Raw genomic sequence first — 21101 nt, forward strand, 5'->3', positions numbered from 1 at the left:
AATGGCGCCGAAGGCGCCGTACCTCGCCAGCGCAGCGATACTATATAACTCCCGAGGGCGAGAGCCCTCAACCCGCCTGTAAGGCGAAGCCGATCACAGGCAGAACCCTTGGCGCCCAGGGCCGTCAGGCCCGGCGGCGCCATCAACCCTCGCGGCGAAGCCGCGTCAACCTTCGGGAATACCGGAAAGCACCGCCCAGCCACCAGCCACCATTCTCACCCAAAAATCTCATCCCCAAAATCTTCCTCCGGCGTACTCCAATTTCCCAGCACCGGTCCGTCTGCCAGTTTCTGCAGATTGTTCAGCCCGCAGGCGATGCCCATTTTCCCATCATAGTTGAAGGCATAGAAGTGAATGGAGGCCCTGCCGTAGCAGCCGGAATAAAAGCCGGATTTTTCGGTTATCCTGTTCAGGCTTCCATCTACAATGCCCGGCGGCATATCGCTTCTGGCGTTGATGTAGTAGGCATGGTGGTAAACGGAATCTTCCCTTTTATCCATATCGCCGTCACGAAGCGGGAGGGTTAGGCTGGAAAGGGCCGCTGTCTTTCCATTGACTGTCAGTTTTTCCTGTCCCTGCCGGTAGGCTTCGGCTATGGCTTTCTCCACTTTGGAAAGGGTCTCTCCGTCTTCTTTGGGAATGATGAGGCAGATGGAGTATTTTGCCCTGTCTCCCTTGAATTTTCTGGGTTCCCATACGTTGGCATAGGAAAATCTTGTTTTCGGTCCTGTCACCACTTTCGTCAAGTCTTTCATGTGTGCTCCTTTTCGTCATAATGCTTCTATCTTTTCTGCCAGCTCTTCATAATGCTCAGGCAATACATCCGTCAGTTTTTGGGCTCCGTATGCTGCCAGAAGGGACCTCACTTCGTCCTTTTTTCCCAGGTTCCATTTCTCTGCCATAAGCCGGCGCACATCCGCCATGGTGACTGGCGGCTTTTCTTCCTCTTTTTGTGTCATCATTCCGCGGATTTCCTTTTCCAGCTCGTCAAGCTGCACGCGGATGACTGCAAGCTGGTCTATGAGATTGTCCATTTTGTCTCCTTTCTCCTTTATTTCCCTGCTGCCAATGCCACTGCCAGAAGCCCTACCAATCCCAGGGCTGCATTTTTCTCTCTTCTAAGTCTCTTCTGTTTTTTCTGCTCCTCTCTGGCGTACTCTTCGAAGGATTTCCTTACCGTCTCTAAGGCTTTCTTCCTCTCTTCCGATTGATTCTCCAAGGTCCTGAGCTGTTTCCTGAGCCTCTCTGACTGTTCTTTCTGTTTCCCCTTCTCTTCCAAGGCTCTGTCCAAGTCCGATTCCAGCCTGGAAAGCTCTGTTTCCGTGATCCGGTACGTTTTCTCCGAGGAAAATGGTGAGGCCGCATCCACCGGCAAAGCCCAAAAGAAAAGTAAGAAGAAAAGGCAGAAGGCGGCGGCACAGTGTTTCATCATTCATCACCATCCGTCTTCTCCAGGATCCTGTTTCCGTCAAAGATCTGCCCTGCCACTTCCAGATGGTCCGTAAACTGCCAGATTCCCGCTTCCTTTACGGTGCATTCCTTCCACCACTGGGCCGCCCAGAGGGTATGTCCGCCAAATTCCGCCGCTTTGATGCAGCTTTGAAGCCAGCTGGCACTGGCGTAGATGCCAGCCCGATAGCCCGCATCCACCGTTCCTTCACAGAAGGCGTGGCACATCCGGTTAATCACCCCCGGCCTTGGAAACTCCCTTCCCCGATAAGAATCTTCTTCCACATCCCAGAAGACACCCAGGGGAAGATGTTTGGGCAGGAGACCGCAGTCCTTGAGGATGGAGAGGAGGAAATTTCTTTCCACCTCCAGCTCTCCCCCATGACGGGCATAGCCGAAGTGGTACACCCCCAGTTTCAGTCCCGCATCATGGGCTCCATTCACGTTCTCATAAAATCGGCTGTCAAGATATGCGCTTCCATAGCCTGCCCGGATGATGGCAAACCTTATGCCCTCTTCCGAAACTTTCTTCCAGTCGATTTCTCCATTGTGCTCTGATACATCTATTCCGAGTTGAGTCATTTGTGCTCCTTTGCTTTTGAGTCAATTACGTTGATAGGGTTGACGGCCCTACGGGCCGAAGGTTCTTAAGGTTCTAAAGTTTGACGGCCTTTCAGGCCGAGGGTTGTGGATAGCCGCCTCGCGGCAATGCTTATAAAGTCAGCGTTACGGGAATGCCTTCCGGTTACATAACCCATTAACCATAGCGATGCGTTAGCCACCTCCGGTGGCTTTTTTTCCCCCCGCCCGCCAGGGCAGTTGTACGGTTTTATACAAACTGGCGGCGCAGCCGCCTACCACAACCCTCACAGCCGCAGGCTGTGTCAAACCTGAGAACCCTCAGGGCGTCAGCCCTGTCAAACCTCGGCCCCTCAGGGGCCGTTAAACCTTTTTGCGCAGCTTGTCTGCAAGATGCGCAAAATCCCCGACTCCCGCTTCCGACAAATTTTCAATAATGGACAGGATTTCCGTTACGCTCATATAACCTACGATGAAACTGGTCATCCAGGCCGGTGTGCCAAGGACACCGAAAATCATATCGCAGGATGAGGCGGCCAGTGTGCAGAGAAGGTAGAGAAGAAGTTTATCCATCCCCTTTCTCATGTCGAAACTCCGTATCAGCCCTTTCCTCCTGGCTGAGGGTATGCCCCAGAGAGCTGCCGCCAGCGTTGCTTTTCCGTTCTTTTCTGCCAGGCTTTTGAAACTGATGGCTGTCCATCTTGTGAGGCAGTCAATCACCACCAGCAGGGCAAAACAGAGGAAGAGGACTGTTCTTGCATCCATGAGGAAAATCAGCAGCACCGTGCTTACGGTTTTCAAAGGGTATAAATCAATCAGTTTTTCAATGTGATCCATATCGGCTCCTTTCGTTGCGTAAATGCTTTTGTGCCACTAACGGTCAGTGACTGTAATCCCATGGGTTGACGGCCCTTCGGGTCGAAGGTTCTTAAGGTTCTTAGGTTTGACGGCCTTTCAGGCCGAGGGTTGTGGTATCGCCCTCTCGGGTGATGCTTATAAAGTCAGCGTTACGGGATTGGCTTTCTTTGTCATATAATTCACCCTAAATATGGAGGTGAGTCAGCCACCTCTGGTGGCCTTCCCCCGCCCGCCAGGGCGGTTGTACGGTTTTATACAAACTGGCGGCGCAGCCGCCCACCACAACCCTCACAGCCGCAGGCTGTGTCAAACCTAAGAACCCTCAGGGCGTCAGCCCTGTCAAACCTCAGCCGCAAAGCGGCTGTCAACCTTCCCTCCATGACTTCGTCATGGAGGGTGCCAGCACAAAGGCATGACTCTTAACAGCACCGGCCCATGGAACAAGCTCCTCGCGCGCGTATATATATATCGTACATATGCCATTTACACCCCTCTTTTCTTTTGTATATCTCTATAGGTAATATCTTGTTCCACTTGTTCCATTGGCCTGTTTTACACGATGGTGACTGAAAAATTCGGTGGAACAAGCGGTGGAACAAGATGGGACAAGCTGGAACAACTTCATAAAATCACATAGGTGAAAATCTGTTCCTGTGGAACAAGCTGGAACGAGTTGGAACAAGCTGGAACAAGAATATATGTTGTCTTGTTCCACTTGATTCAGTAAACAATTATTCCTTATTCCTTTGCATAAAATCTCTGCCGTCCATAGGGTGTGCACTTCTTGCTAGCTGCTTTCTTCCATCCCTCCATTTTGCTCATGATGGAAGAAATGTCGTAGCTGTCCTGTTTCCTCATACGGGCAGGATCCAGCCCGAAGCATTCCGCGTAGATTTCCATATGGGTGACAGTATCCCTTACCATGGCGCCCGGTTCTTCCGGCAGGCCTTCTGCGCCGGAAAGGTAAAGCCTCCTTTCTGTTAAATCCATGGTGTCCCATTTCCTGGGCAGTTTGGTTTCCAGATATTTTTTGACCAGTCCTTCCCTGTCGTCTGTTTCCATGGCGGCCTGCTGCTGTTTCCGGGCAGCGGAAAGGAGTTCATTTTCAAGATACAGCGGTTCCCTGGCTTTCCATATGGTTATGGCCTCGGCCCAGATCTGGCAGATTTCATTCATCGTCAAATGCCAGGGCTTTTTCATGGTCATTCCGCTGACCGCCACGGGCCAGAAGCGCCGGTTTCCTGTGACGTCACGCAAAAAGCCGTTTTCAGCGTTGGTGGTGCCCACGATGACGCACTGCCTTGGATGGCTTTCCACGGTAATACCGTAGCTGGCCCGGTACTTGTCGTCCCTTCTGGAAATAAAGGATTTCACCGTTTCAATATCCGCTTTTTTCATGCCCGCCAGTTCTCCCAGTTCCAGAATGAAATAGCCCTGCAGCTTTTCCGCCGCGGCCTTGTCCCTCATGTCCGTCAGTGTGAGGCTGTCGGAAAACCATTGTCCCCCGAGACGGGAAAAGAGGGTGGATTTACCGATCCCCTGGCTCCCGTTGATGATCAGGACAGAGTCAAATTTCACCCCCGGCTCATACACCCTGGCCACGGCGGCGGCCAGAGTTTTCTTTGTAACCGCCCTTGTGTATTCGCTGTCTTCTGCGCCCAGATAGTCCACCAGCAGCGTTTCCACCCGCTTGACTCCATCCCAGGGCGGCAGGGATGCGAAAAATTCCCTGATGGGATGGAACTGGCGCTCGCTGGCCACGGTAATGAGGGCGTCTTTGGATTTCATAGGCGCGTAAATGCCATAATGGCTGGAAATATAGGAATTGAGCTGGGCCATGTCATTGTCCGACCAGCCCGGTTTGATCCGGGGCCATGGAAGGGAGCCTCTCACGTCTACGGAGTCCGTCAGAAGGTTGTAGGAAATGGGCCACAGCTTCTCATCCATGCGAAGAATGGTCAGAAAATTGGTAAGGCAGTTGTCCACGGTGCCGTCAGACCGGAATTTCAGCCTTGCCGTAAGGCTCTTCACTGTCCCTGCTTTCGCTGCTATGGGCACAGGCACCTTGAAATCCTCTTCCGCTTCCCGGGCCTTCTCTTTCAAAATCTCTTCCCGAACCCGCTCATCCTTTTTAGCAAAGTCAATCATAGCCCTGTATGATGGCAGACGATCCACCTGAGTGCCGGCATCGGTATCGGCATCGAGATGCCCAAAACGGGTAAGCCGCACGGCGTCAAAAGCATTCAGAAGCCTTCCCGAAAGGGGATCCGTGGCGTGGAAGGAATACATGAATTTCCCGTCATACACCACCAGCCCCGCCGATGAATCAGCAGGCTTATAGTCATAGCGGCCCGGAATGACAGATGGCTCATAAAGGTCGGAAAGGAAGGTACGGATTACATCGTCCATGGGCCAGGCACGGCAGAAAGCGCCTACCAGTCCCCTCTTCCCACAGGGATCCTCCGCTTTGGCCAGGGTGGCGGCTGCTTCTTTTCCCTCTGCACATGGCCACGATGAAACGTCCGTCCAGTCCCTGTACTCCTTCAGCACAGTATCCGGATCCAGCAGCTCCCTTTCCTGCCCTTCCGCCACATACTCCCCGTCCTTTGAAACGGATCCCCAGTACATCAAACGCTCCGGCTCAAAGGTGGTTGGGTCAAAAAGCGCCATGCCCAGTTTCTCGGCCACCTTCCGCGAAATGGCTCCATATTCCGCAGCGCTCACATCACGAGAAAGAGGAATCACCAGACGAAGCCTTGGCTTCTCAGGACTGCTCTTATGGGTGGAGTAAAGAAAACAGGTACAGGAAAGTTTTCCTAATACATCCTCCACAACGCCGGGATACCCATAGTCCATGTCAAGGGTCAGAAGGGATCTTAAAAGCACATGGCTCTTCTTCCGGAGCCCGTCCTTCAGCGCCCCGCCTACAAATCCGCCTACATCCTTCACATCCGCCTGCCGGGCCCTCGGCATCTGCCGATACTCCGCCGCCGTCTCCCCCGTCCTCACAGGGCGGATCATCCGCTCCACCAGCTCATGCCAGGTCATAGACCGGTTTTCCCAAATTCTCACTTTACGGTTCGAAGCTAAGGCAATTTGATAGGATCTTTCCATGGTGATAACCTTTCGTTGTAATACAGGAATTATTGAGAAATAAATAGAATATGAAAGTTAACATGCAGCAGGCAGAAACTGGAATCCAGCGGCATAGGACAGCAGCCGGATCCAATCACTCCCCAGTTATTCTGTCAGATGATATGACTACCTATCCCCCTTCCTTAACTTCCGCAGGAAAATCCCACAGGAAGATATTAAAAGAAGGAGAAGCAGAACTTGTTTTTGCCGTTGTCTCTTTACATTTCTGCCATTAGATGCTATTGTCAAATTTTTGTAGAAATCATTAAAGTACCTCATAGACCAACTCCTTTTCTGACTGATATATAACAGGAAAGTACTCCGGTTCCATAATTGGAATGAGTCCAATCCAAAATAAAGACAAAAAATTGCAAGAAAAAGACCGGGCACAAGCCCGGTCTTTATAGGTCTATAACAAGAGCCAGGCATGTAAAAATCTTTTCTGTTTAACAACAGCGATCTTACATGCGGCATTTGAATTGTAAAGAGACAGATGTATTTAATCGTATCCCCTTCTCATGGCAGCTGAGCCGGAAACGGCAATAACCGGCATTTCCAGTGCCCAGGGCACGAAACATCATAATTATTTTATCAGATACATAAATGTTATGCAATAATAAAATTGAGTTTATCAAATATATTTTTCGCATGAATAAATACCATTTCCTCAATAAAAGTAGATAATAAATTTATACTTTAAGCTGGTTAATGATATGAAATATATTTGAAATAAATCTCTATCCATTTACCTACTAACTCACAGATTGATACAAATACGGATATCATAAAATGGAATAACAAAAATTACCTTATTAAAAAACAGAACTGCCTTGAAATCTCTATCGGACATCAGCAAATCTGGAAAGGTTTTATCTAAATGGCACCGTTTAAATGTTAGGCACCTGCCAAGCTCTTTGCTCCTATAAAATCCAAAAGCCGTCCCATCAGGGGACGGCTTCTGGGATCACCTCCTTAACCGTTATCACTCATATCATTAGTCAGTACGCAGCGGATTCCAGCCAGCGGGTAATTGGTCATACCCACAATCGCCTTGCCTGCATCCATCAGCTCCTGGTCAGTAGCATCCAGTTTGATATTGGAATAGCTCAGGCTTTTGATTTTTGCTGCCCCTGCAGATGTAGTGCCATCTGCTACACGAATCTGGAGTTTCAGGTCCGTAAGTTCCTTTGCAACAGCCATAGGTTACCTCCTTTCTTTATTCTTATACTCATGGGATATGATTTCTGTAGAGTCATTTTCGAGAGTGACCCGGCAGCTAGTGACTAACTGCCAGCCACTCTCTCCATCCCCTTTACTCTAATTCCTCTTCCGTAGTGTTCACGATGACTGCTTTCTTAAAGCCGGTAAGCGCCGCGCCGGAGCGGGTCACCATGATGGGCTGGATCTTTGCCACAGCCGCTTTCACTTCATCCAGTGTCAGCCCGTCTTTCGGATTGGCAATGGTGAGAGTGGAAGTTGCATTGGATCCTGCCGCAAACACAAGCTGCAGTGTCTTCATTCACATTCCTCCTTCCAGGGCACTTCGGATTTTTCATCCCGGGCCCTGGGATGTTCCGTTCATTTCACCCTCTACTATATAAATAACGGCAGGTTCCATTTTTTGAAAATCAGGCAAAAAAACTTTCTCGAAATTCCTGATTTCCTGCACATATAGACTGGATCCTTCCCATGTGATAGTAGATATTACGCAAAGATTCCCTGTTTTCAGAAGCCATATCCTTATAGCTTTTTCCGGAAAGGCGCTGCCTCACCATATGTCTCTGTTTATTTGAAAGACTGCATTTCTCCAGCACTGACTCCGTTTCTCTTTCCGTCAGCTCCTCTCCCCTTTCCAGCCGGCTTGAGCGGCAGGGCAGTTCTGTAAACTCACTGGTATACTTTTCATCCAACTTTCTGGAACGGTAAAAATTCAGCAGTTTCCATCTCAAATATTTCAGCGCATAGTAACGGAAATGGATTTTCCTTTCTTTCCGGTACGCCAAAAGGCATTCCAAAAAGCAAACCCATAAATCCTGCTCCGCGTCTTCCGCATCCCAGCCCTGCTGGTAGGAGCGGGACAGGTTATGGATATACTTTCTGAAATGCCTGCATAAAACTTCTTTCGCTTCCGGATTTCCTTTTCCGGCCTGCACTGCCAAATCATCAAAACAGCTATTCATGTCAATTTTCTGCATAAGGAACACCCTTTTCCCCGATAAGTATCGGAAAAACACCGGTGGTCCGCTTTTTTCATCTAATCAGCAGTGTCTCTATTCATCTCAAGCGTACCGGTATTCAGTTGTATTTAAATTTATTGTATACGATAATACAAGAAATTGGCAAGAGCCAAGCAGCTTGGCTCCCACCACCACAAAGAAACCCGGTGCCTTCCCATCCCCTATGCCCAATGAGTTCGGTGTCTGCATGGTCTACGGCCGCTGCTGTACGAGGTACGACGGCGCGCGCCATACATGAGTCTCCCGTCATTTCTGCCGAGATAGATGTTAAGTCCTGGATTTCTCTGCTATTTTTTCAGTTTACACTGATTTTTTACCATTTTCCGGAAATGGTGAGGGAGAAAAGCGGTACCATTTTCTTCTTTCCATCACTCCATAGAATCATTTCTTATGGCCAACTGGGAAACATATGGAGTGATATCCGGTAGAACCGCGGGCTTTTCGTGCCCCTCTACTATATAAATAACGGCAGGTCCCGTTTTTTGAAAAGAGTAGAAAATATTTTACTAAGAATCTTAAGGAAGCACTGATTAATTCATAGAGTTTTCTTTTATAAGAATTTTTATGCACTGTTTCGTCATGGGCTTCCTTAAATAGCTCGCTATTCGCGTCAGCCCATTCCTCGCATTGCATAAAAATTCAAGAATAAAAGCAAACAATGATTTAATCAGCGCTTCCCTAAGGATTAAATCCAAAGCCAATACAAGATAGGGGTTGGGAAGCAAACAGCTGGCGTCCCTACCGGTTCAGGAAGGATTTCCCCAGCCCTTTATATCCCACGAATTCACGGAGGAGGGATTCTCCCGGCACGATGGAGCTGTCCAGTTCTCTGAAGGGCATAAGGAAGGAGAGCATTCTTTTGGCTTCGGAATAGGCAGGACTGTCCCTTCCTATACTTTCCAGAAGAGGCCGGGCCAGTTTCTTGAGTACCGGGATTTCATAAAGGAGGGCCGTATTGAAAACCACATTGGCCCTGTCCTGGTACTGAAAGATATTGCGTTCTTCCCCCTGTCTTACATTGTCCCACACCATAAGGGTATGCTCCGGACCGTTGCCGCGGAACTGGAAGTCCCGGACTAGGCGGCGAAGAAGGCGGCTGTCGGAGGTGGAGATGCGGTTGTGATCGTTGATGGTGAGCTGGGTTAATGCAGAAAGATAGACTCGTATGCACTGATAGCCTGGCACGAAGTAGGTCAGTCTGGGGTTCAGGGCGTGGAGACCTTCAACCAGAATAGGCTGTTCTTTTCCCAGACGGATAGCCTTTTTATCCCATTCTTTTTTGCCGGTAATGAAATTGAAATGGGGTAGATGCACTTCCCTTCCTTCCAGAAGAGCAGAGACCGTATCTTCAAAAAGGGTTAAGTCCAACGCTTCCAGATTTTCCCAGTTTTCATTTCCCATTTCATCGCGATTTCGGAAATAATCATCCAGCGAAAGCATCACCGGTTTCACACCGTTGACCCAGAGATGAACGATAAGCCTTTTCATGAAAGTCGTTTTGCCGGAAGAAGAAGGGCCTGCCATACAGACGAGACGGATAGACGGTTTCTGGCGGCAGATGGTATCTGCCAGTTCAGCCATTTTCTTTTCCTGCAGCGCTTCCGCTGTGGCCACCAGGTCGTAAATCCGTCCGGTGTCAATGGACCGGTTCAGTTCTTCCAGGTTATGGCAGCCAATGAGTTCACTCCAGTTCTGAGACTCCAGAAAGACCCGGGCATAGAGGGGATCGTCTTTTCCGGGAGTCAGCTCTGTTTCTCCAGGTCCCGGCAGCTGCAGGAGGAAACCGGGTGCATAGGAATGAAGAGCAAAGGCATGAATAAATCCCATGTCCGGCAGCATGGGGCCGAAATAGTAATCAATCAGACTGCCGCACTGATCCACATTCAGTTCAGAAAAATCAAGCTGGGACAAGAGCTCTGCATCTTCATTTCTTCCTTTCATACGCAGGAAAGCAATGGCCCTGTTTCTTCCTACCACCAGTTTTGTAATTTTTCTTCTTTCTGATACAATCTCCTTCATTTTATTCTCCAGGATGGAGAGTTCTTTCTGCAGCGGTGTATGACCGTCCTTGAATTCGCAGTAAATGGATTTTCCAAGGGAGTGTTTCACTTTCACATCAGCTTTTTCCCCATAGATTTCCTTCACGCCGCATACCAGAAGCATTATGGCAGTGCGGCGATAGGCCTGGTAGGCCTGTTTAGACGACAGAGGAATCCATCGAACAGTACAATCTTTTGAAAAAGGGGTCTGGAAATCGAGGATATCCCCGTTGCAGTCTGCAAGGACTGCGTCATTTCTTCCCCGCTCTCCCCTCACAATGTTCCAGAGGTTCTGGGGCGAAGCGCCGTCAAAGAAATCAAAGCTTCTTCCTTCACAGGTAATATGCATAGAAGTCACTCCTTTAAAGCCAACCAAAAGCCATAGCACTCTTTTTTATTTTAACACAGCCATAAAAAAAGAGTCCCCGTGAGGACTCTTTTTCATTTGGATTATTTGACTACGATGTTCACAATGCGCTTGGGAACTACGATAATTTTCACAATCTTCTTTCCGTCGGTGAATTTTTTCACTTCCGGCAGTTCCTTTGCTTTTTCTCCGATTTCTTCACGGCTCATAGCTACAGGAACAGTGATGGCAGCACGGACTTTGCCGTTTACCTGTACACCCAGTTCCACTTCATCCACCACCAGGGCCGATGCATCGCAGGAAGGCCAGGAAGCTTCGTGAACACTCTTTTCCTTTTCGCCCAGTCCCTGCCACAGTTCTTCGGTAATGTGGGGAACGAAGGGAGCCAGCAGGATAAGAAGATTCCGCAGCAGTTCATGAGCCAGACTATCTTCAATGGCATCATGGCTTTCTACAAAGCGGTACATTTCATTCACCAGTTCCATAATGGAGGAAATCGCCGTATTAAAAGCAAATTTTCCATCCAGGTCTTCGGTCACTTTGGAAATAGTCTGGTGCAGTCTCCTGCGGAGTGCAAATTCATCTTCCGACAGCTTGCCTTTGTTTTCCTTCTTGAAATCCTGGTATTTACCGGTAATGGCCCATACTCTCTTCAGGAAGCGGTAGGAGCCTTCCACACCCTGGTCAGACCATTCCAGATCCTTCTCCGGAGGAGCAGCAAAGAGGATGAAGAGACGGGCGGTGTCAGCGCCGTATTTCCCTACAATTTCTTCCGGGGAAACTACGTTTCCTACGGACTTACTCATCTTGCCGCCATCTTTCAGCACCATACCCTGGCAGAGCAGGTTGGTGAAAGGTTCCGGATAATCTACCATGCCTTCGTCCTGAAGTACTTTCATAAAGAAACGGGAGTACAGCAGGTGGAGAATGGCATGTTCAATACCGCCGATATACTGGTCCACCGGCATCCAGTAATTTGCCTTTTTCTTATCAAAAGGCTCTTTTTCGTTGTGGGGATCACAGTAGCGGAGGAAGTACCAGGAAGAATCAATAAATGTATCCATGGTATCCGTTTCGCGGGTAGCGTCAGCACCACACTGCGGGCATTTCACATGGAGGAAGGTTTTGCTTGTTTCCAGAGGAGAGGTAGCACCGGCCACAAAATTTACATCCGTAGGAAGTTTGACAGGCAGATCTTTTTCCGGTACCAGTACATTGCCGCAGTGAGGGCAGTGGATAATCGGAATCGGGCAGCCCCAGTAACGCTGACGGGAAATCAGCCAGTCACGGAGACGGTAATTAACCTTACCCTTGCCGATACCCATATCCTCAAATTTCTTTGTAATGGCTTCCCTGCCTTCTGCAGAAGTCAGGCCATCGAATTCACCGGAGTTAACCAGGTATCCGTCGGCATCATAGGCTTTATCCATATCTTCCAGCTTCAGGTCATGAGCTTTGTTCTGCACCACCAGCTTCATGGGAAGATTGTATTTCTTTGCAAATTCAAAGTCGCGCTGATCATGGGTCGGAACAGCCATGACAGCACCGGTACCATATTCATAGAGAACATAGTTGGCAATCCAGATAGGCACTCTTTCGCCGGTCAGGGGATGGATGGCATAGCTTCCGGTGAACATACCCAGCTTCGGTGCATCTTCTGCCGTACGGACAATGTCGTTCTGGTTTCTCATTTCTGTAATGAAAGCTTCCAGTTTATCCTTTTCTGGGTTGCCGGCAATCAGCTTTTCCACCAGCGGATGTTCCGGAGCCAGCACCATGTAGGTCACACCGTAAACAGTATCTACACGGGTGGTATATACAGGAATGGAATCATCCATGCCTTCCACTTTGAAGGAGAACTGGGTACCGGTGGAGCGGCCAATCCAGTTTCTCTGCATGGTCTTAACTCTTTCCGGCCAGCCCGGCATATGGTCCAGATCGGCCAGGAGACGGTCAGCATAGTCGGTGATTTTCAGGAACCATTGGGACAGGTCCTTCTTTACTACCGGATTCTTGCATCTCCAGCACCGGCCTTCTTCTACCTGTTCATTAGCCAGCACAGTATGGCAGGTGTCACACCAGTTTACCTTGGCTTCTTTCTTGTATGCCAGACCTCTCTTGTAGAAAATTTCAAAGAGCTTCTGGGTGTGTTTGTAATAATCTTCCCGGCAGGTAAGAACCTTCCTGTCCCAATCGTAGGACAGGCCCAGTTCCTTCTGCTGACGAGTCATATTGTCAATGTTGGAATAAGTCCATTCTGCCGGCGGAGTGCCATGCTTAATCGCTGCATTTTCTGCAGGCATGCCGAAGGCATCAAATCCCATGGGATGGATAACGTTAAATCCCTGCATTTTCTTGAAGCGGGCCACCACATCACCGATGGAATAGTTTCTTACATGGCCCATATGAAGGTTACCGGAGGGATAAGGAAACATCTCCAGAACATAGTATTTCTTTTTAGAAGGATCCGAGTGAGTCTCGAATGCCTTTGTATCCTCCCAGATTTTCTGCCATTTTTTCTCAATCTGCTGAGGAACATACTTTTCACGCATAATTTCACCTTCCACAAAAACAATGATACATCATCATTTTTTATATAGTTGATACTTATTATATAGCTCATAGTGGGAAATAGTCAAATGTGACCGTGATACCGGTAAGCATGCAATGGATTCAGCCCCTCCTGGAGACGCAAGAGGCGTCAGCGGCGGCCGCTTTCATACTGCATCCTCTGGTGCCGCCGGCATACAGGATTTTAAATCTGCTCACTCCTTTTCGCTGCTGCATGACTCTCTTTCCCACTAAAGGACGAGATGGTGTATTACCATGGAAGTCCTGATTTCAGCCTCAATTTCAGGGAAGCACTGATTAATTCATAGAGTTTTCTTTTATAAGAATTTTTATGCACTGTTTCGTCATGGGCTTCCTTAAATAGCTCGCTATTCGCGTCAGCCCATTCCTCGCATTGCATAAAAACTCAAGAATAAAAGCAAACAATGATTTAATCAGCGCTTCCCTAACAGCACCAGAGGTGCTCCTGTTTTCTCATGTGGCACCTTGTTATATTATGACCCATGACTGACCATTTCCCATTCCATAAAAAATCACCCCGGGAAAAATTCCCGGGATGATTTTTGTATCATGATTCAATTCATTACACAATCTTTTCGCCGTGATAAAGTTCACCGTCAATATCCGGTTTAGCGCCATAGCCGATAGCCCATTCGCATTTATACTTGATGGCCTGGGCATGGATATTCTTTACACGGTCAATGGTGCGAATCACTTTAGCAGGAACACCGGCTACCAGAGAGTTTGGTGGAATGACAGTTCCTCCCAGTACGACAGCTCCGGCTGCTACAATAGATCCTCTTCCAATCACAGCGCCATCGAGTATAGTAGCATGCATACCGATGAGCACATGATCTTCTATGGTGCAGGCATGAACCACTGCGCTGTGTCCAATGGTTACATAGTCGCCAATAATACAGGGATGATCATCGGCTACATGAAGGCAGCAGAGATCCTGTACGTTGGAGCATTCTCCTACGGAAATATAGTTCACATCACCTCTGGCTACCACACCTGGCCAGATGCTGGCATACTTACCGACTCTGATATCGCCGGAGAGGAATGTGTGGGGAGCTACAAAAGCATTAGGATCAATCTGCGGAATTTTTCCATTAAATTCTACAGTAGATAAAGTATACATATGAATGCCTCCTAAAATATTAAATGCATTTCGATACTTCTATATTGATATTATACAATAACCCGTTTTTTGGCGCTATGATATTTTTAGATTTTTCTCAATCCATATAACCTGAATACATAATTAGATAGATTTGCCGCCGGAAATCAAAAAACCGCAGGATAGATACCTGCGGTTTCATACATATAATATCTTATTTCTGACTTATTATTCCTTTGTTACCTTGGCCGTATTTTCTTTCAGGTTCGGGAAATCGAGGGTAGCAAACAGGTCAAAGAGGGTCTCATTACGGCGGATCTGCTGTACGCTGCCGTTTTCATGAACCAGAATCTCCTGATGGCGAAGGCGGCCGTTATAGTTATAGCCCATGCTGTGACCATGAGCACCGGTGTCATGAATGACGATGAGGTCTCCCGTTTTAATTTCCGGAAGAGGCCGCTGAATAGCAAATTTATCACAATTTTCGCAGAGGGAGCCTACCACATCATACACATGGTCCTTAGGTGCATCAGCCTTACCAAGTACGGTCACATGATGGTAGGCACCATACATACCTGGACGCATGAGATCCGCCATGCAGGCATCCACGCCGATGTAATCGCGATAAATATGTTTATAATGGATAGCTTTGGTCACCAGGAATCCATAGGGACCGGTAATGGCGCGGCCGCATTCGAAGCAGATACGAGTATGGTCAAAGCCTTTCATCTTTTCTTCAAAGAGCTTTCTTGCGCCCTCTCCAAGGCCTTCAATGTCCACGGGATTCTGTTCCGGGCGATAAGGAATGCCGATGCCGCCGCCGAAATCGATGAAGCTGACAGTCACGCCCTTTTCATTTCTGATTTCATTAGCCAGATCAAACATCATGGCAATGGTGCCAAGAAGCCCCGGCAGTTCCAGTTCTGCGGAAATCACCATGGTATGGATGCCAATGTAGGAAATGCCCTTTTTCTTAGCCCAGTCCACGCAGGTCATGAGCTGTTCTTTAGTCATGCCGTACTTTGCTTCTTCCGGCTTGCCGATGATGGCATTGCCCCTTGCCAGTTCAGGGCCCGGATTATAACGGAAGCAGATTTTTTCAGGAACAATATGAAGCCTATCCAGGTCATCCAGATTGGATACATCATCCAGGTTGATAATGGCTCCCAGTTCATTGGCTTTGATAAATTCTTCATCAGGCGTATCATTGGACGAAAATACGATTTCTTCTCCTCTGATGCCCACGGTTTCGGAAAGTACCAGCTCTGCCATGGAACTGCAGTCAGAGCCTACGTTTAAAGTTTTAAGGCTTTTCATAATCCAGGGATTCGGTGTGGCTTTCACTGCAAAGTATTCATGGAAATTGGGGTTCCAGGAAAAAGCTTTCTGCAGCCTCTTTACATTATCAAGAATCCCCTTTTCATCATAAATATGAAAAGGTGTGCCATACTTGGCTGCTATATCACGGATTAATTCATCGGAAAACGGAATAGTTTTTTTATTCATGGATATAAGCCCCTCTTTCTTTAAGAAAGCACTGATAGAATCAGACCACTGAAGTATCGGCGCTCCCCTATCAGGTAAAATCATCTGAAGTTAGCTAATTATAACATACACTCATATTCTTGACCATATCTATATTCATATCTTTCTTTAAAAGTTAATTAAAACCTCTATTCAGAATTTCCAGTAGTAAGACCGGAGTCACTCATAGGTATTAAGGAAGCACTGATTAATTCATAGAGTTTTCTTTTATAAGAATTTTTATGCACTGTTTCGTCATGGGCTTCCTTAAATAGCTCGCTATTCGCGTCAGCCCATTCCTCGCATTGCATAAAAATTCAAGAATAAAAGCAAACAATGATTTAATCAGCGCTTCCCTAAGCAGTCATAGGCTGGAGAAGTCTGTATTTCTAAATCAAAACCCTGCCGTGTCTCAATGACACTGCAGGGTTCTTTCACTTATTTCTCACTTATTTATTATCTGCATTGGATACAGCTTTCTTGCTGTATTCTTCTGTCCATTTCTTGAAGTTGCCATTATCTGTGTTTTCTTTAATCACTTCATTAATCACAGCCAGCACATCTTCATTTCCCTTCTGTACGGCAGCAGCAGAGTTCTTGACAGCTCCCGGGAACTTGATATCTGAGAACATGAGATCATCATTGAAGATAACGTACTGCTCACCTACAATGCCTTCTACCACCAGGCCGTCTACCTTGCCCTGCTTCAGTTCCAGTACCACCTCCGGTACATGAGCCAGACCTACGATTTTTGCATCTTTAATCTTTTCCTTGGCCAGGGCTTCCTGGGTGGTGGACTTCTGTACGCCGATAGTTTTCCCGTAGAGATCTTCTACGGTCTTATACTTATCAGCATCCGCTTTACGGATAATCACCTTCTGTTCCGTGGGCAGATAGTCAGCGGAGAAATCCATGGATTTCTTTCTTTCATCTGTGGGGTTGATTCCTGCAATGGCCACATCCACCTTGCCGCCGGTCAATGAAGAAAGGAGGGCCTGGAAGTTCATATCCTGTACTTCCAGCTTCACACCCAGCTTATCAGCCACCTTCTGGGCCAGTTCCATATCGATACCGATGACTTTCTTTTCACCGGCAGATGTATCTACGAATTCATAGGGAGGATAGCCCGATGCAGTGCCTACGACCAGCTTACCGCTGGATTTAATTTTCTGCATGAGGGGACTTTCTTTCTGGGTCTGGGAAGAAGCGCTCTGACTCGAGCCAGAACCACCGCCGCAGCCTGCCAGTCCGAATACAGCAGCTGCTGCCATACCTAATGCCATCATTTTCAGTAAATTTTTCTTATTCATCATGTTCATACACCCTTTCGCCTTTAAGAATGGAGTTCTTTTCTTAACTTGCATAGAGTTTAGCATATTTATGCGTTAGTGTCAATAATTATTCATAAACTTTTTGGGAATTTTCTTTTTAATCTTATTTCAAAATGTTCTGTAATCATAATATGCTCGACAGTTACTATATATTTCCTGCTTCCTCATTGGAATATGAGGCATTTAATAATATGCATAAAAAAACAGCAGGCCATGAGTCTGCTGTTTTTTGAATTCTTATTTTCCTGCCTTTTCAATGGCAATCCTGCTGTATTCATCCACCCACTTGTCAAACTGCCCGGACTCTGTATCCTGTTTAATCACATCGTTAATTATTTTCAGCACATCATCATTCCCCTTCTGAAGAGCTACGGCAGATACCTTCTTGGCACCATCAAACTGTACATCAGCCAGGGCCAGATCATCATTGTATACCAGATACTGCTTCGATACGACTCCTTCCAGAACGATGCCATCCAGTTTGCCGTTCTTCAGCTGAAGCACGGCGTCGGGCACACTGGAAAGACCAATAGCCGTAGCTCCTTCCACCTTCTGGGCTGTAGCTTCCTGGGTGGTGGATTTCTCTGCACCCAGGACTTTGCCTTTTAAGTCTGCCAGCGTTTTAAATGTATGCTGGTCTTCTTTTCTTACTAAAAGCTTCTGCTCCGTAGGAAGATAGAGGTCTGAGAAGGCCATGGCTTTTTCCCTCTCCGGTGTAGGAGATACACCACCTACCGCAATATCCACCTTCCCGGCAGTAACAGAAGACAGGAGAGCAGAGAAGCTCATATCCTGTACTTCCATAGGAACACCCAGTTTATCGGCAATCTGTTTACACATTTCCATATCAAGGCCGATGACCTTTTTATCCGGAGACTCTGCATCTACAAATACATAGGGCGGATAACCGGAGGACGTGCCTACAATCAGCTTTCCTCTCTGTTTGATCGTCTGCATAAGTTTGCTCTGGGACGAACCGGAAGCAGCACTGCTTTTGGAGGTAGAAGAATCTCCGCAGCCGGCAGAAATCATGGCAGCTGTCAAAGCCGTTCCTAAAAGTATGACTTTCATGGTCTTATTCATAACAGATTTCCTCCTTCAGGAAAAAGGCAGTTACTTGGACTGCGCGTTGGCCACTGCTTTCTTTGTCATTTCATCCACCCATTGATCTATGTTTCCATTGTCCTGGTTTTCCTTTATGACCTCATTAATCACAGCCACCACATCATCGCTTCCCTTAGGTACTGCCACAGCAGAACCTCCACTGTATTTGTCAAAATAAATATTCGTAGGTGCCAGGTCCTCATTAGTGACCAAATACTGTCCACCTACAATATTCTGCACCGGTACAGCATCCACTTTCCCCTGTTTCAATTCCAGCAGGGCATCAGGCACCTTGGCCAGAGCCACGATCTGGGCATCCGGAATCTGCTCTGAAGCCAGTTTTTCCTGAATCGTGGATTTCTGCACTGCAATCTTCTTACCGGAAAAATCTGCCAGTGATTTATACTTTCCCTCATCCCCCCTGCGAATAAGAAGGGTCTGTTTTCCCTCCAGATAGTTATGGGAGAAATCAACAGTCTTCTTTCTTTCATCAGTGGGATTGATGGCAGAAATAGCTATGTCCACCTTCCCTGTAGTAATGGAAGAAAGAAGGGACTGGAAGGTCATATCCTGCACCTCCAGCTTCACCCCCAGCTTCTGCGCCACCGCTTCTGCCAGCTTCATGTCGATACCATCGATCTTCTTCTGATCCTTTACAGAGGTATCCAGAAATTCATAAGGTGGAAATCCGGAAGCTGTACCTACAACCAGTTTACCATCCTTTTTGATTTTCTGCATGAGCGCACTTTGAGATGAATTTCCTGCCGAAGACTTCGCCGGCTGGGAACTTCCGCAGCCCCCTGCCATTACCATACCTGCCGCTGCCAGTGCTAAAATCGCCGCTTTCATCATTTTCTTCATATGCCTTTCCTCCTGTAACGATGATTTATTTTTTATAAATATACATCCTTATGTATTAAAATGCAAGAGGAAAAATTTTATCTGTCCGATTTCTGAAGTGTGTTTCATACCGGCAGGAATCCGTTTACAAGTGTTTTCATTTTATAAAACAACGACGTGCTTCCTGCAGCAAAAAAGCGAACCGGTTTCCCGATTCGCTTTTTTCTTACCTTCTGTCATTTTTATTTTTTTCGTAAAGCACCAGAAGACCTTTCAGCGTAAGCATAGGATCTACTACATCAATAGTTTTGGAAGACTTGGCAATCAGAGTAGCCAGACCACCGGTAGCAATGACTTTCACATTGGGCTCATTCAGTTCTTCCTTAATACGATTTACGATTTCATCAATCTGGCCTACAAAGCCGTAGTAAATGCCGGCCTGCATGGCAGATACAGTGTTGCGGCAGATAATTTTTGGCGTTTTCACCAGTTCAATCCGAGGGAGCTTGGAGGCTCTCTGGAAGAGGGCTTCCATAGAAATACCGATGCCCGGCGCCACGGCGCCGCCCAGATAATTGCCCTTGGTATCTACCACGCAGAAAGTGGTAGCAGTGCCCATATCAATAATAATAAGGGGGCAGTCATATTCCGCAATAGCGGCCACAGCATTGACAATACGGTCGGCACCCAGTTCCTTTGGATTGTCATACAGGATATTAAGACCTGTCTTGATCCCAGGACCTACCATGATGGGTTTCGTGTGAAAATAGCGCTGGCTCATGGTTTCCAGAATCGGAATGATTGGCGGAACCACGGTGGAGATGATAATGTCTTCCACGTCCTTAAAGGCAAGTCCACTCAGCTGAAACAGCGTACCCAGAAGGGCTGCATACCCGTCAGCGGTCTGCAGGGTATCTGTAGCTACCCGCCAATGACGGATCAGTTTCCTTTCTTTGTATACACCGCATACAATATTCGTATTTCCCACATCAAAAGCAAGAAGCATGTGAATCTCCTCCGGAACCGGCTCCCCTATGACTTCTCAAATTCTATTCCATCAGCCATACATTGAGGTGCCTTTAAAATTTCATCAAGTGTATAATGCAACAAAGTTTCCATTCTGTCAAGGGAAATCATAACAAATAATAGAATTTTTACAGATAACCATATGAGTGGGCCTATTCATATATTTTAAGCTATAAAGAAAGCGCCGCCCTAAAAGCAGCGCTTTCTATCCCCTTTATAAGGAATCTACTGATGAAGCAGCATATAAATATTTTAATATCAGTACTTATGTACGAATCAGTTCGTTTGGGAACTTCAATGTTCCATGGTGGGATAATAGCCTGCCTGATTCAAAGACTGGCGAATCCGGGTACCGCAGATAACACCCAGAATGACTTTGATGAGGTCAAAAGCCACAAAGGGGAATACGGTAAGAGTCAATGCCGTCCACAGGGGCATTTCTTTTCCAAGGCCAAAGTGGAAATATCCCATGAACCAGACCGTGCCCAAAGCGTAGCAGCAAATGAGGCCAAGCACGGCGGAAGAAACCTGGCGGAGAAAATGACCCTTTTCTGCCAGACGGAAGCCGGATACCCAGGCCATAACCACAAATCCCAGATAATAGCCGCCTACAGGGGAGAAAAAGATGCCGGCACCAGCCTTGCCCATGGTAAGGATAGGAATGCCAAGAAGTCCCAGTAGAAGCCATACGCCGATGGAGATAGCCCCCCATTTCCTTCCCAGCACACCGCCTGCCAGGGCGCAGACAAAACTCTGCAAAGTAATGGGAACCGGTCCGATGGGGAACGTAAACTGCGACAGCACTGCCATGATGGCTGCAAATATAGCTGCACTGATAATATTGTGCATTTTTCCTTTTTCCATAGTTATCCTCTTCTCCTATTCCTATAACCGTCCGTGTATCAGACATGAAGAGAGAAA

The 21101-nt window shown here is 47.4% G+C and carries 18 protein-coding genes; all 18 read right to left on the reverse strand.

All coding sequences use genetic code 11. The features are described 5' to 3' along the window. Nucleotides 1-215: 215 nt before the first annotated feature. The 18 genes from HMPREF9453_RS04100 to HMPREF9453_RS04185 all read right to left on the reverse strand — a co-directional run bounded on the left by HMPREF9453_RS04100 (nt 216) and on the right by HMPREF9453_RS04185 (nt 21044). Nucleotides 216-755 carry a DUF2815 family protein gene (locus tag HMPREF9453_RS04100; RefSeq protein ID WP_008859312.1) on the reverse strand — a complete coding sequence of 180 codons (540 nt, stop codon included), beginning with the start codon at nt 753-755 and terminating at the stop codon, nt 216-218. Between the two features lie 15 nt (nt 756-770). Then, on the reverse strand, nt 771-1034 hold the full coding sequence (locus tag HMPREF9453_RS04105; protein ID WP_008859313.1) for a hypothetical protein: 264 nt from the start codon (nt 1032-1034) through the stop codon (nt 771-773). 17 nt (nt 1035-1051) lie between these two features. After that, entirely contained in the window at nt 1052-1432 is a 381-nt protein-coding gene (locus HMPREF9453_RS04110; RefSeq protein ID WP_008859314.1) for a hypothetical protein, read from the reverse strand. Continuing rightward, nucleotides 1429-2031 carry a GH25 family lysozyme gene (locus HMPREF9453_RS04115; RefSeq protein ID WP_008859315.1) on the reverse strand — a complete coding sequence of 201 codons (603 nt, stop codon included), beginning with the start codon at nt 2029-2031 and terminating at the stop codon, nt 1429-1431. The genes HMPREF9453_RS04110 and HMPREF9453_RS04115 overlap by 4 nt, the downstream gene beginning before the upstream one ends. A gap of 360 nt (nt 2032-2391) precedes the next feature. Further along, nucleotides 2392-2865 (reverse strand): phage holin family protein, encoded by a 474-nt coding sequence (locus HMPREF9453_RS04120; protein ID WP_008859316.1) that lies wholly within the window; start codon nt 2863-2865, stop codon nt 2392-2394. A gap of 759 nt (nt 2866-3624) precedes the next feature. Next, nucleotides 3625-5958: a virulence-associated E family protein gene (locus HMPREF9453_RS04125; protein WP_187368040.1), complete on the reverse strand. Its 2334-nt coding sequence runs from the start codon at nt 5956-5958 to the stop codon at nt 3625-3627. Between the two features lie 1035 nt (nt 5959-6993). Next, entirely contained in the window at nt 6994-7221 is a 228-nt protein-coding gene (locus HMPREF9453_RS04130; RefSeq protein WP_008859318.1) for a DUF1659 domain-containing protein, read from the reverse strand. A gap of 112 nt (nt 7222-7333) precedes the next feature. Next, the gene (locus tag HMPREF9453_RS04135) at nt 7334-7540 is read right to left on the reverse strand and encodes a DUF2922 domain-containing protein (protein WP_008859319.1); all 207 of its coding nucleotides are present in this window, start codon (nt 7538-7540) and stop codon (nt 7334-7336) included. Nucleotides 7541-7649: 109 nt separating this feature from the next. Further along, nucleotides 7650-8216 carry an RNA polymerase sigma factor gene (locus HMPREF9453_RS04140; protein WP_008859320.1) on the reverse strand — a complete coding sequence of 189 codons (567 nt, stop codon included), beginning with the start codon at nt 8214-8216 and terminating at the stop codon, nt 7650-7652. 780 nt (nt 8217-8996) lie between these two features. Beyond that, nucleotides 8997-10646, reverse strand: coding sequence for a nucleoside kinase (locus tag HMPREF9453_RS04145; RefSeq protein WP_008859321.1), 1650 nt, complete (start codon nt 10644-10646; stop codon nt 8997-8999). A gap of 101 nt (nt 10647-10747) precedes the next feature. Then, complete coding sequence (gene leuS, locus HMPREF9453_RS04150) at nt 10748-13216, reverse strand: leucine--tRNA ligase (RefSeq protein ID WP_008859322.1); 2469 nt, start codon at nt 13214-13216, stop codon at nt 10748-10750. A gap of 602 nt (nt 13217-13818) precedes the next feature. Further along, entirely contained in the window at nt 13819-14376 is a 558-nt protein-coding gene (locus tag HMPREF9453_RS04155) for a gamma carbonic anhydrase family protein (protein WP_008859323.1), read from the reverse strand. 207 nt (nt 14377-14583) lie between these two features. Further along, nucleotides 14584-15861 (reverse strand): diaminopimelate decarboxylase family protein, encoded by a 1278-nt coding sequence (locus HMPREF9453_RS04160; RefSeq protein ID WP_008859324.1) that lies wholly within the window; start codon nt 15859-15861, stop codon nt 14584-14586. A 467-nt stretch (nt 15862-16328) separates the two neighbouring features. Next, a complete protein-coding gene (locus HMPREF9453_RS04165) occupies nt 16329-17198 on the reverse strand; it encodes a transporter substrate-binding domain-containing protein (RefSeq protein WP_232217317.1) in 870 nt (289 codons plus the stop codon). Nucleotides 17199-17447: 249 nt separating this feature from the next. After that, complete coding sequence (locus tag HMPREF9453_RS04170) at nt 17448-18293, reverse strand: transporter substrate-binding domain-containing protein (protein WP_008859326.1); 846 nt, start codon at nt 18291-18293, stop codon at nt 17448-17450. Between the two features lie 30 nt (nt 18294-18323). After that, complete coding sequence (locus tag HMPREF9453_RS04175) at nt 18324-19175, reverse strand: transporter substrate-binding domain-containing protein (protein WP_008859327.1); 852 nt, start codon at nt 19173-19175, stop codon at nt 18324-18326. Nucleotides 19176-19380: 205 nt separating this feature from the next. Then, nucleotides 19381-20160 (reverse strand): type III pantothenate kinase, encoded by a 780-nt coding sequence (locus HMPREF9453_RS04180; RefSeq protein ID WP_008859328.1) that lies wholly within the window; start codon nt 20158-20160, stop codon nt 19381-19383. Nucleotides 20161-20474: 314 nt separating this feature from the next. Continuing rightward, the gene (locus HMPREF9453_RS04185; RefSeq protein WP_008859329.1) at nt 20475-21044 is read right to left on the reverse strand and encodes a biotin transporter BioY; all 570 of its coding nucleotides are present in this window, start codon (nt 21042-21044) and stop codon (nt 20475-20477) included. Between the last annotated feature and the right edge of the window lie 57 nt (nt 21045-21101).

This window comes from Dialister succinatiphilus YIT 11850 (assembly GCF_000242435.1).
Classification (GTDB): Bacteria; Bacillota; Negativicutes; order Veillonellales; family Dialisteraceae; genus Dialister; species Dialister succinatiphilus.

Bases quoted from the DNA above. Each gene is read 5' to 3' on its own strand.
- HMPREF9453_RS04175 (WP_008859327.1), bottom strand. From the start codon at position 19,175: ATGAAGAAAATGATGAAAGCGGCGATTTTAGCACTGGCAGCGGCAGGT.
- HMPREF9453_RS04165 (WP_232217317.1), bottom strand. From the start codon at position 17,198: ATGAACATGATGAATAAGAAAAATTTACTGAAAATGATGGCATTAGGT.
- HMPREF9453_RS04160 (WP_008859324.1), bottom strand. From the start codon at position 15,861: ATGAATAAAAAAACTATTCCGTTTTCCGATGAATTAATCCGTGATATA.
- HMPREF9453_RS04105 (WP_008859313.1), bottom strand. From the start codon at position 1,034: ATGGACAATCTCATAGACCAGCTTGCAGTCATCCGCGTGCAGCTTGAC.
- HMPREF9453_RS04140 (WP_008859320.1), bottom strand. From the start codon at position 8,216: ATGCAGAAAATTGACATGAATAGCTGTTTTGATGATTTGGCAGTGCAG.
- HMPREF9453_RS04185 (WP_008859329.1), bottom strand. From the start codon at position 21,044: ATGGAAAAAGGAAAAATGCACAATATTATCAGTGCAGCTATATTTGCA.
- HMPREF9453_RS04170 (WP_008859326.1), bottom strand. From the start codon at position 18,293: ATGAATAAGACCATGAAAGTCATACTTTTAGGAACGGCTTTGACAGCT.
- HMPREF9453_RS04110 (WP_008859314.1), bottom strand. From the start codon at position 1,432: ATGATGAAACACTGTGCCGCCGCCTTCTGCCTTTTCTTCTTACTTTTC.
- HMPREF9453_RS04145 (WP_008859321.1), bottom strand. From the start codon at position 10,646: ATGCATATTACCTGTGAAGGAAGAAGCTTTGATTTCTTTGACGGCGCT.
- HMPREF9453_RS04130 (WP_008859318.1), bottom strand. From the start codon at position 7,221: ATGGCTGTTGCAAAGGAACTTACGGACCTGAAACTCCAGATTCGTGTA.
- HMPREF9453_RS04135 (WP_008859319.1), bottom strand. From the start codon at position 7,540: ATGAAGACACTGCAGCTTGTGTTTGCGGCAGGATCCAATGCAACTTCC.
- HMPREF9453_RS04155 (WP_008859323.1), bottom strand. From the start codon at position 14,376: ATGTATACTTTATCTACTGTAGAATTTAATGGAAAAATTCCGCAGATT.
- HMPREF9453_RS04180 (WP_008859328.1), bottom strand. From the start codon at position 20,160: ATGCTTCTTGCTTTTGATGTGGGAAATACGAATATTGTATGCGGTGTA.
- HMPREF9453_RS04100 (WP_008859312.1), bottom strand. From the start codon at position 755: ATGAAAGACTTGACGAAAGTGGTGACAGGACCGAAAACAAGATTTTCC.
- HMPREF9453_RS04115 (WP_008859315.1), bottom strand. From the start codon at position 2,031: ATGACTCAACTCGGAATAGATGTATCAGAGCACAATGGAGAAATCGAC.
- leuS (WP_008859322.1), bottom strand. From the start codon at position 13,216: ATGCGTGAAAAGTATGTTCCTCAGCAGATTGAGAAAAAATGGCAGAAA.
- HMPREF9453_RS04120 (WP_008859316.1), bottom strand. From the start codon at position 2,865: ATGGATCACATTGAAAAACTGATTGATTTATACCCTTTGAAAACCGTA.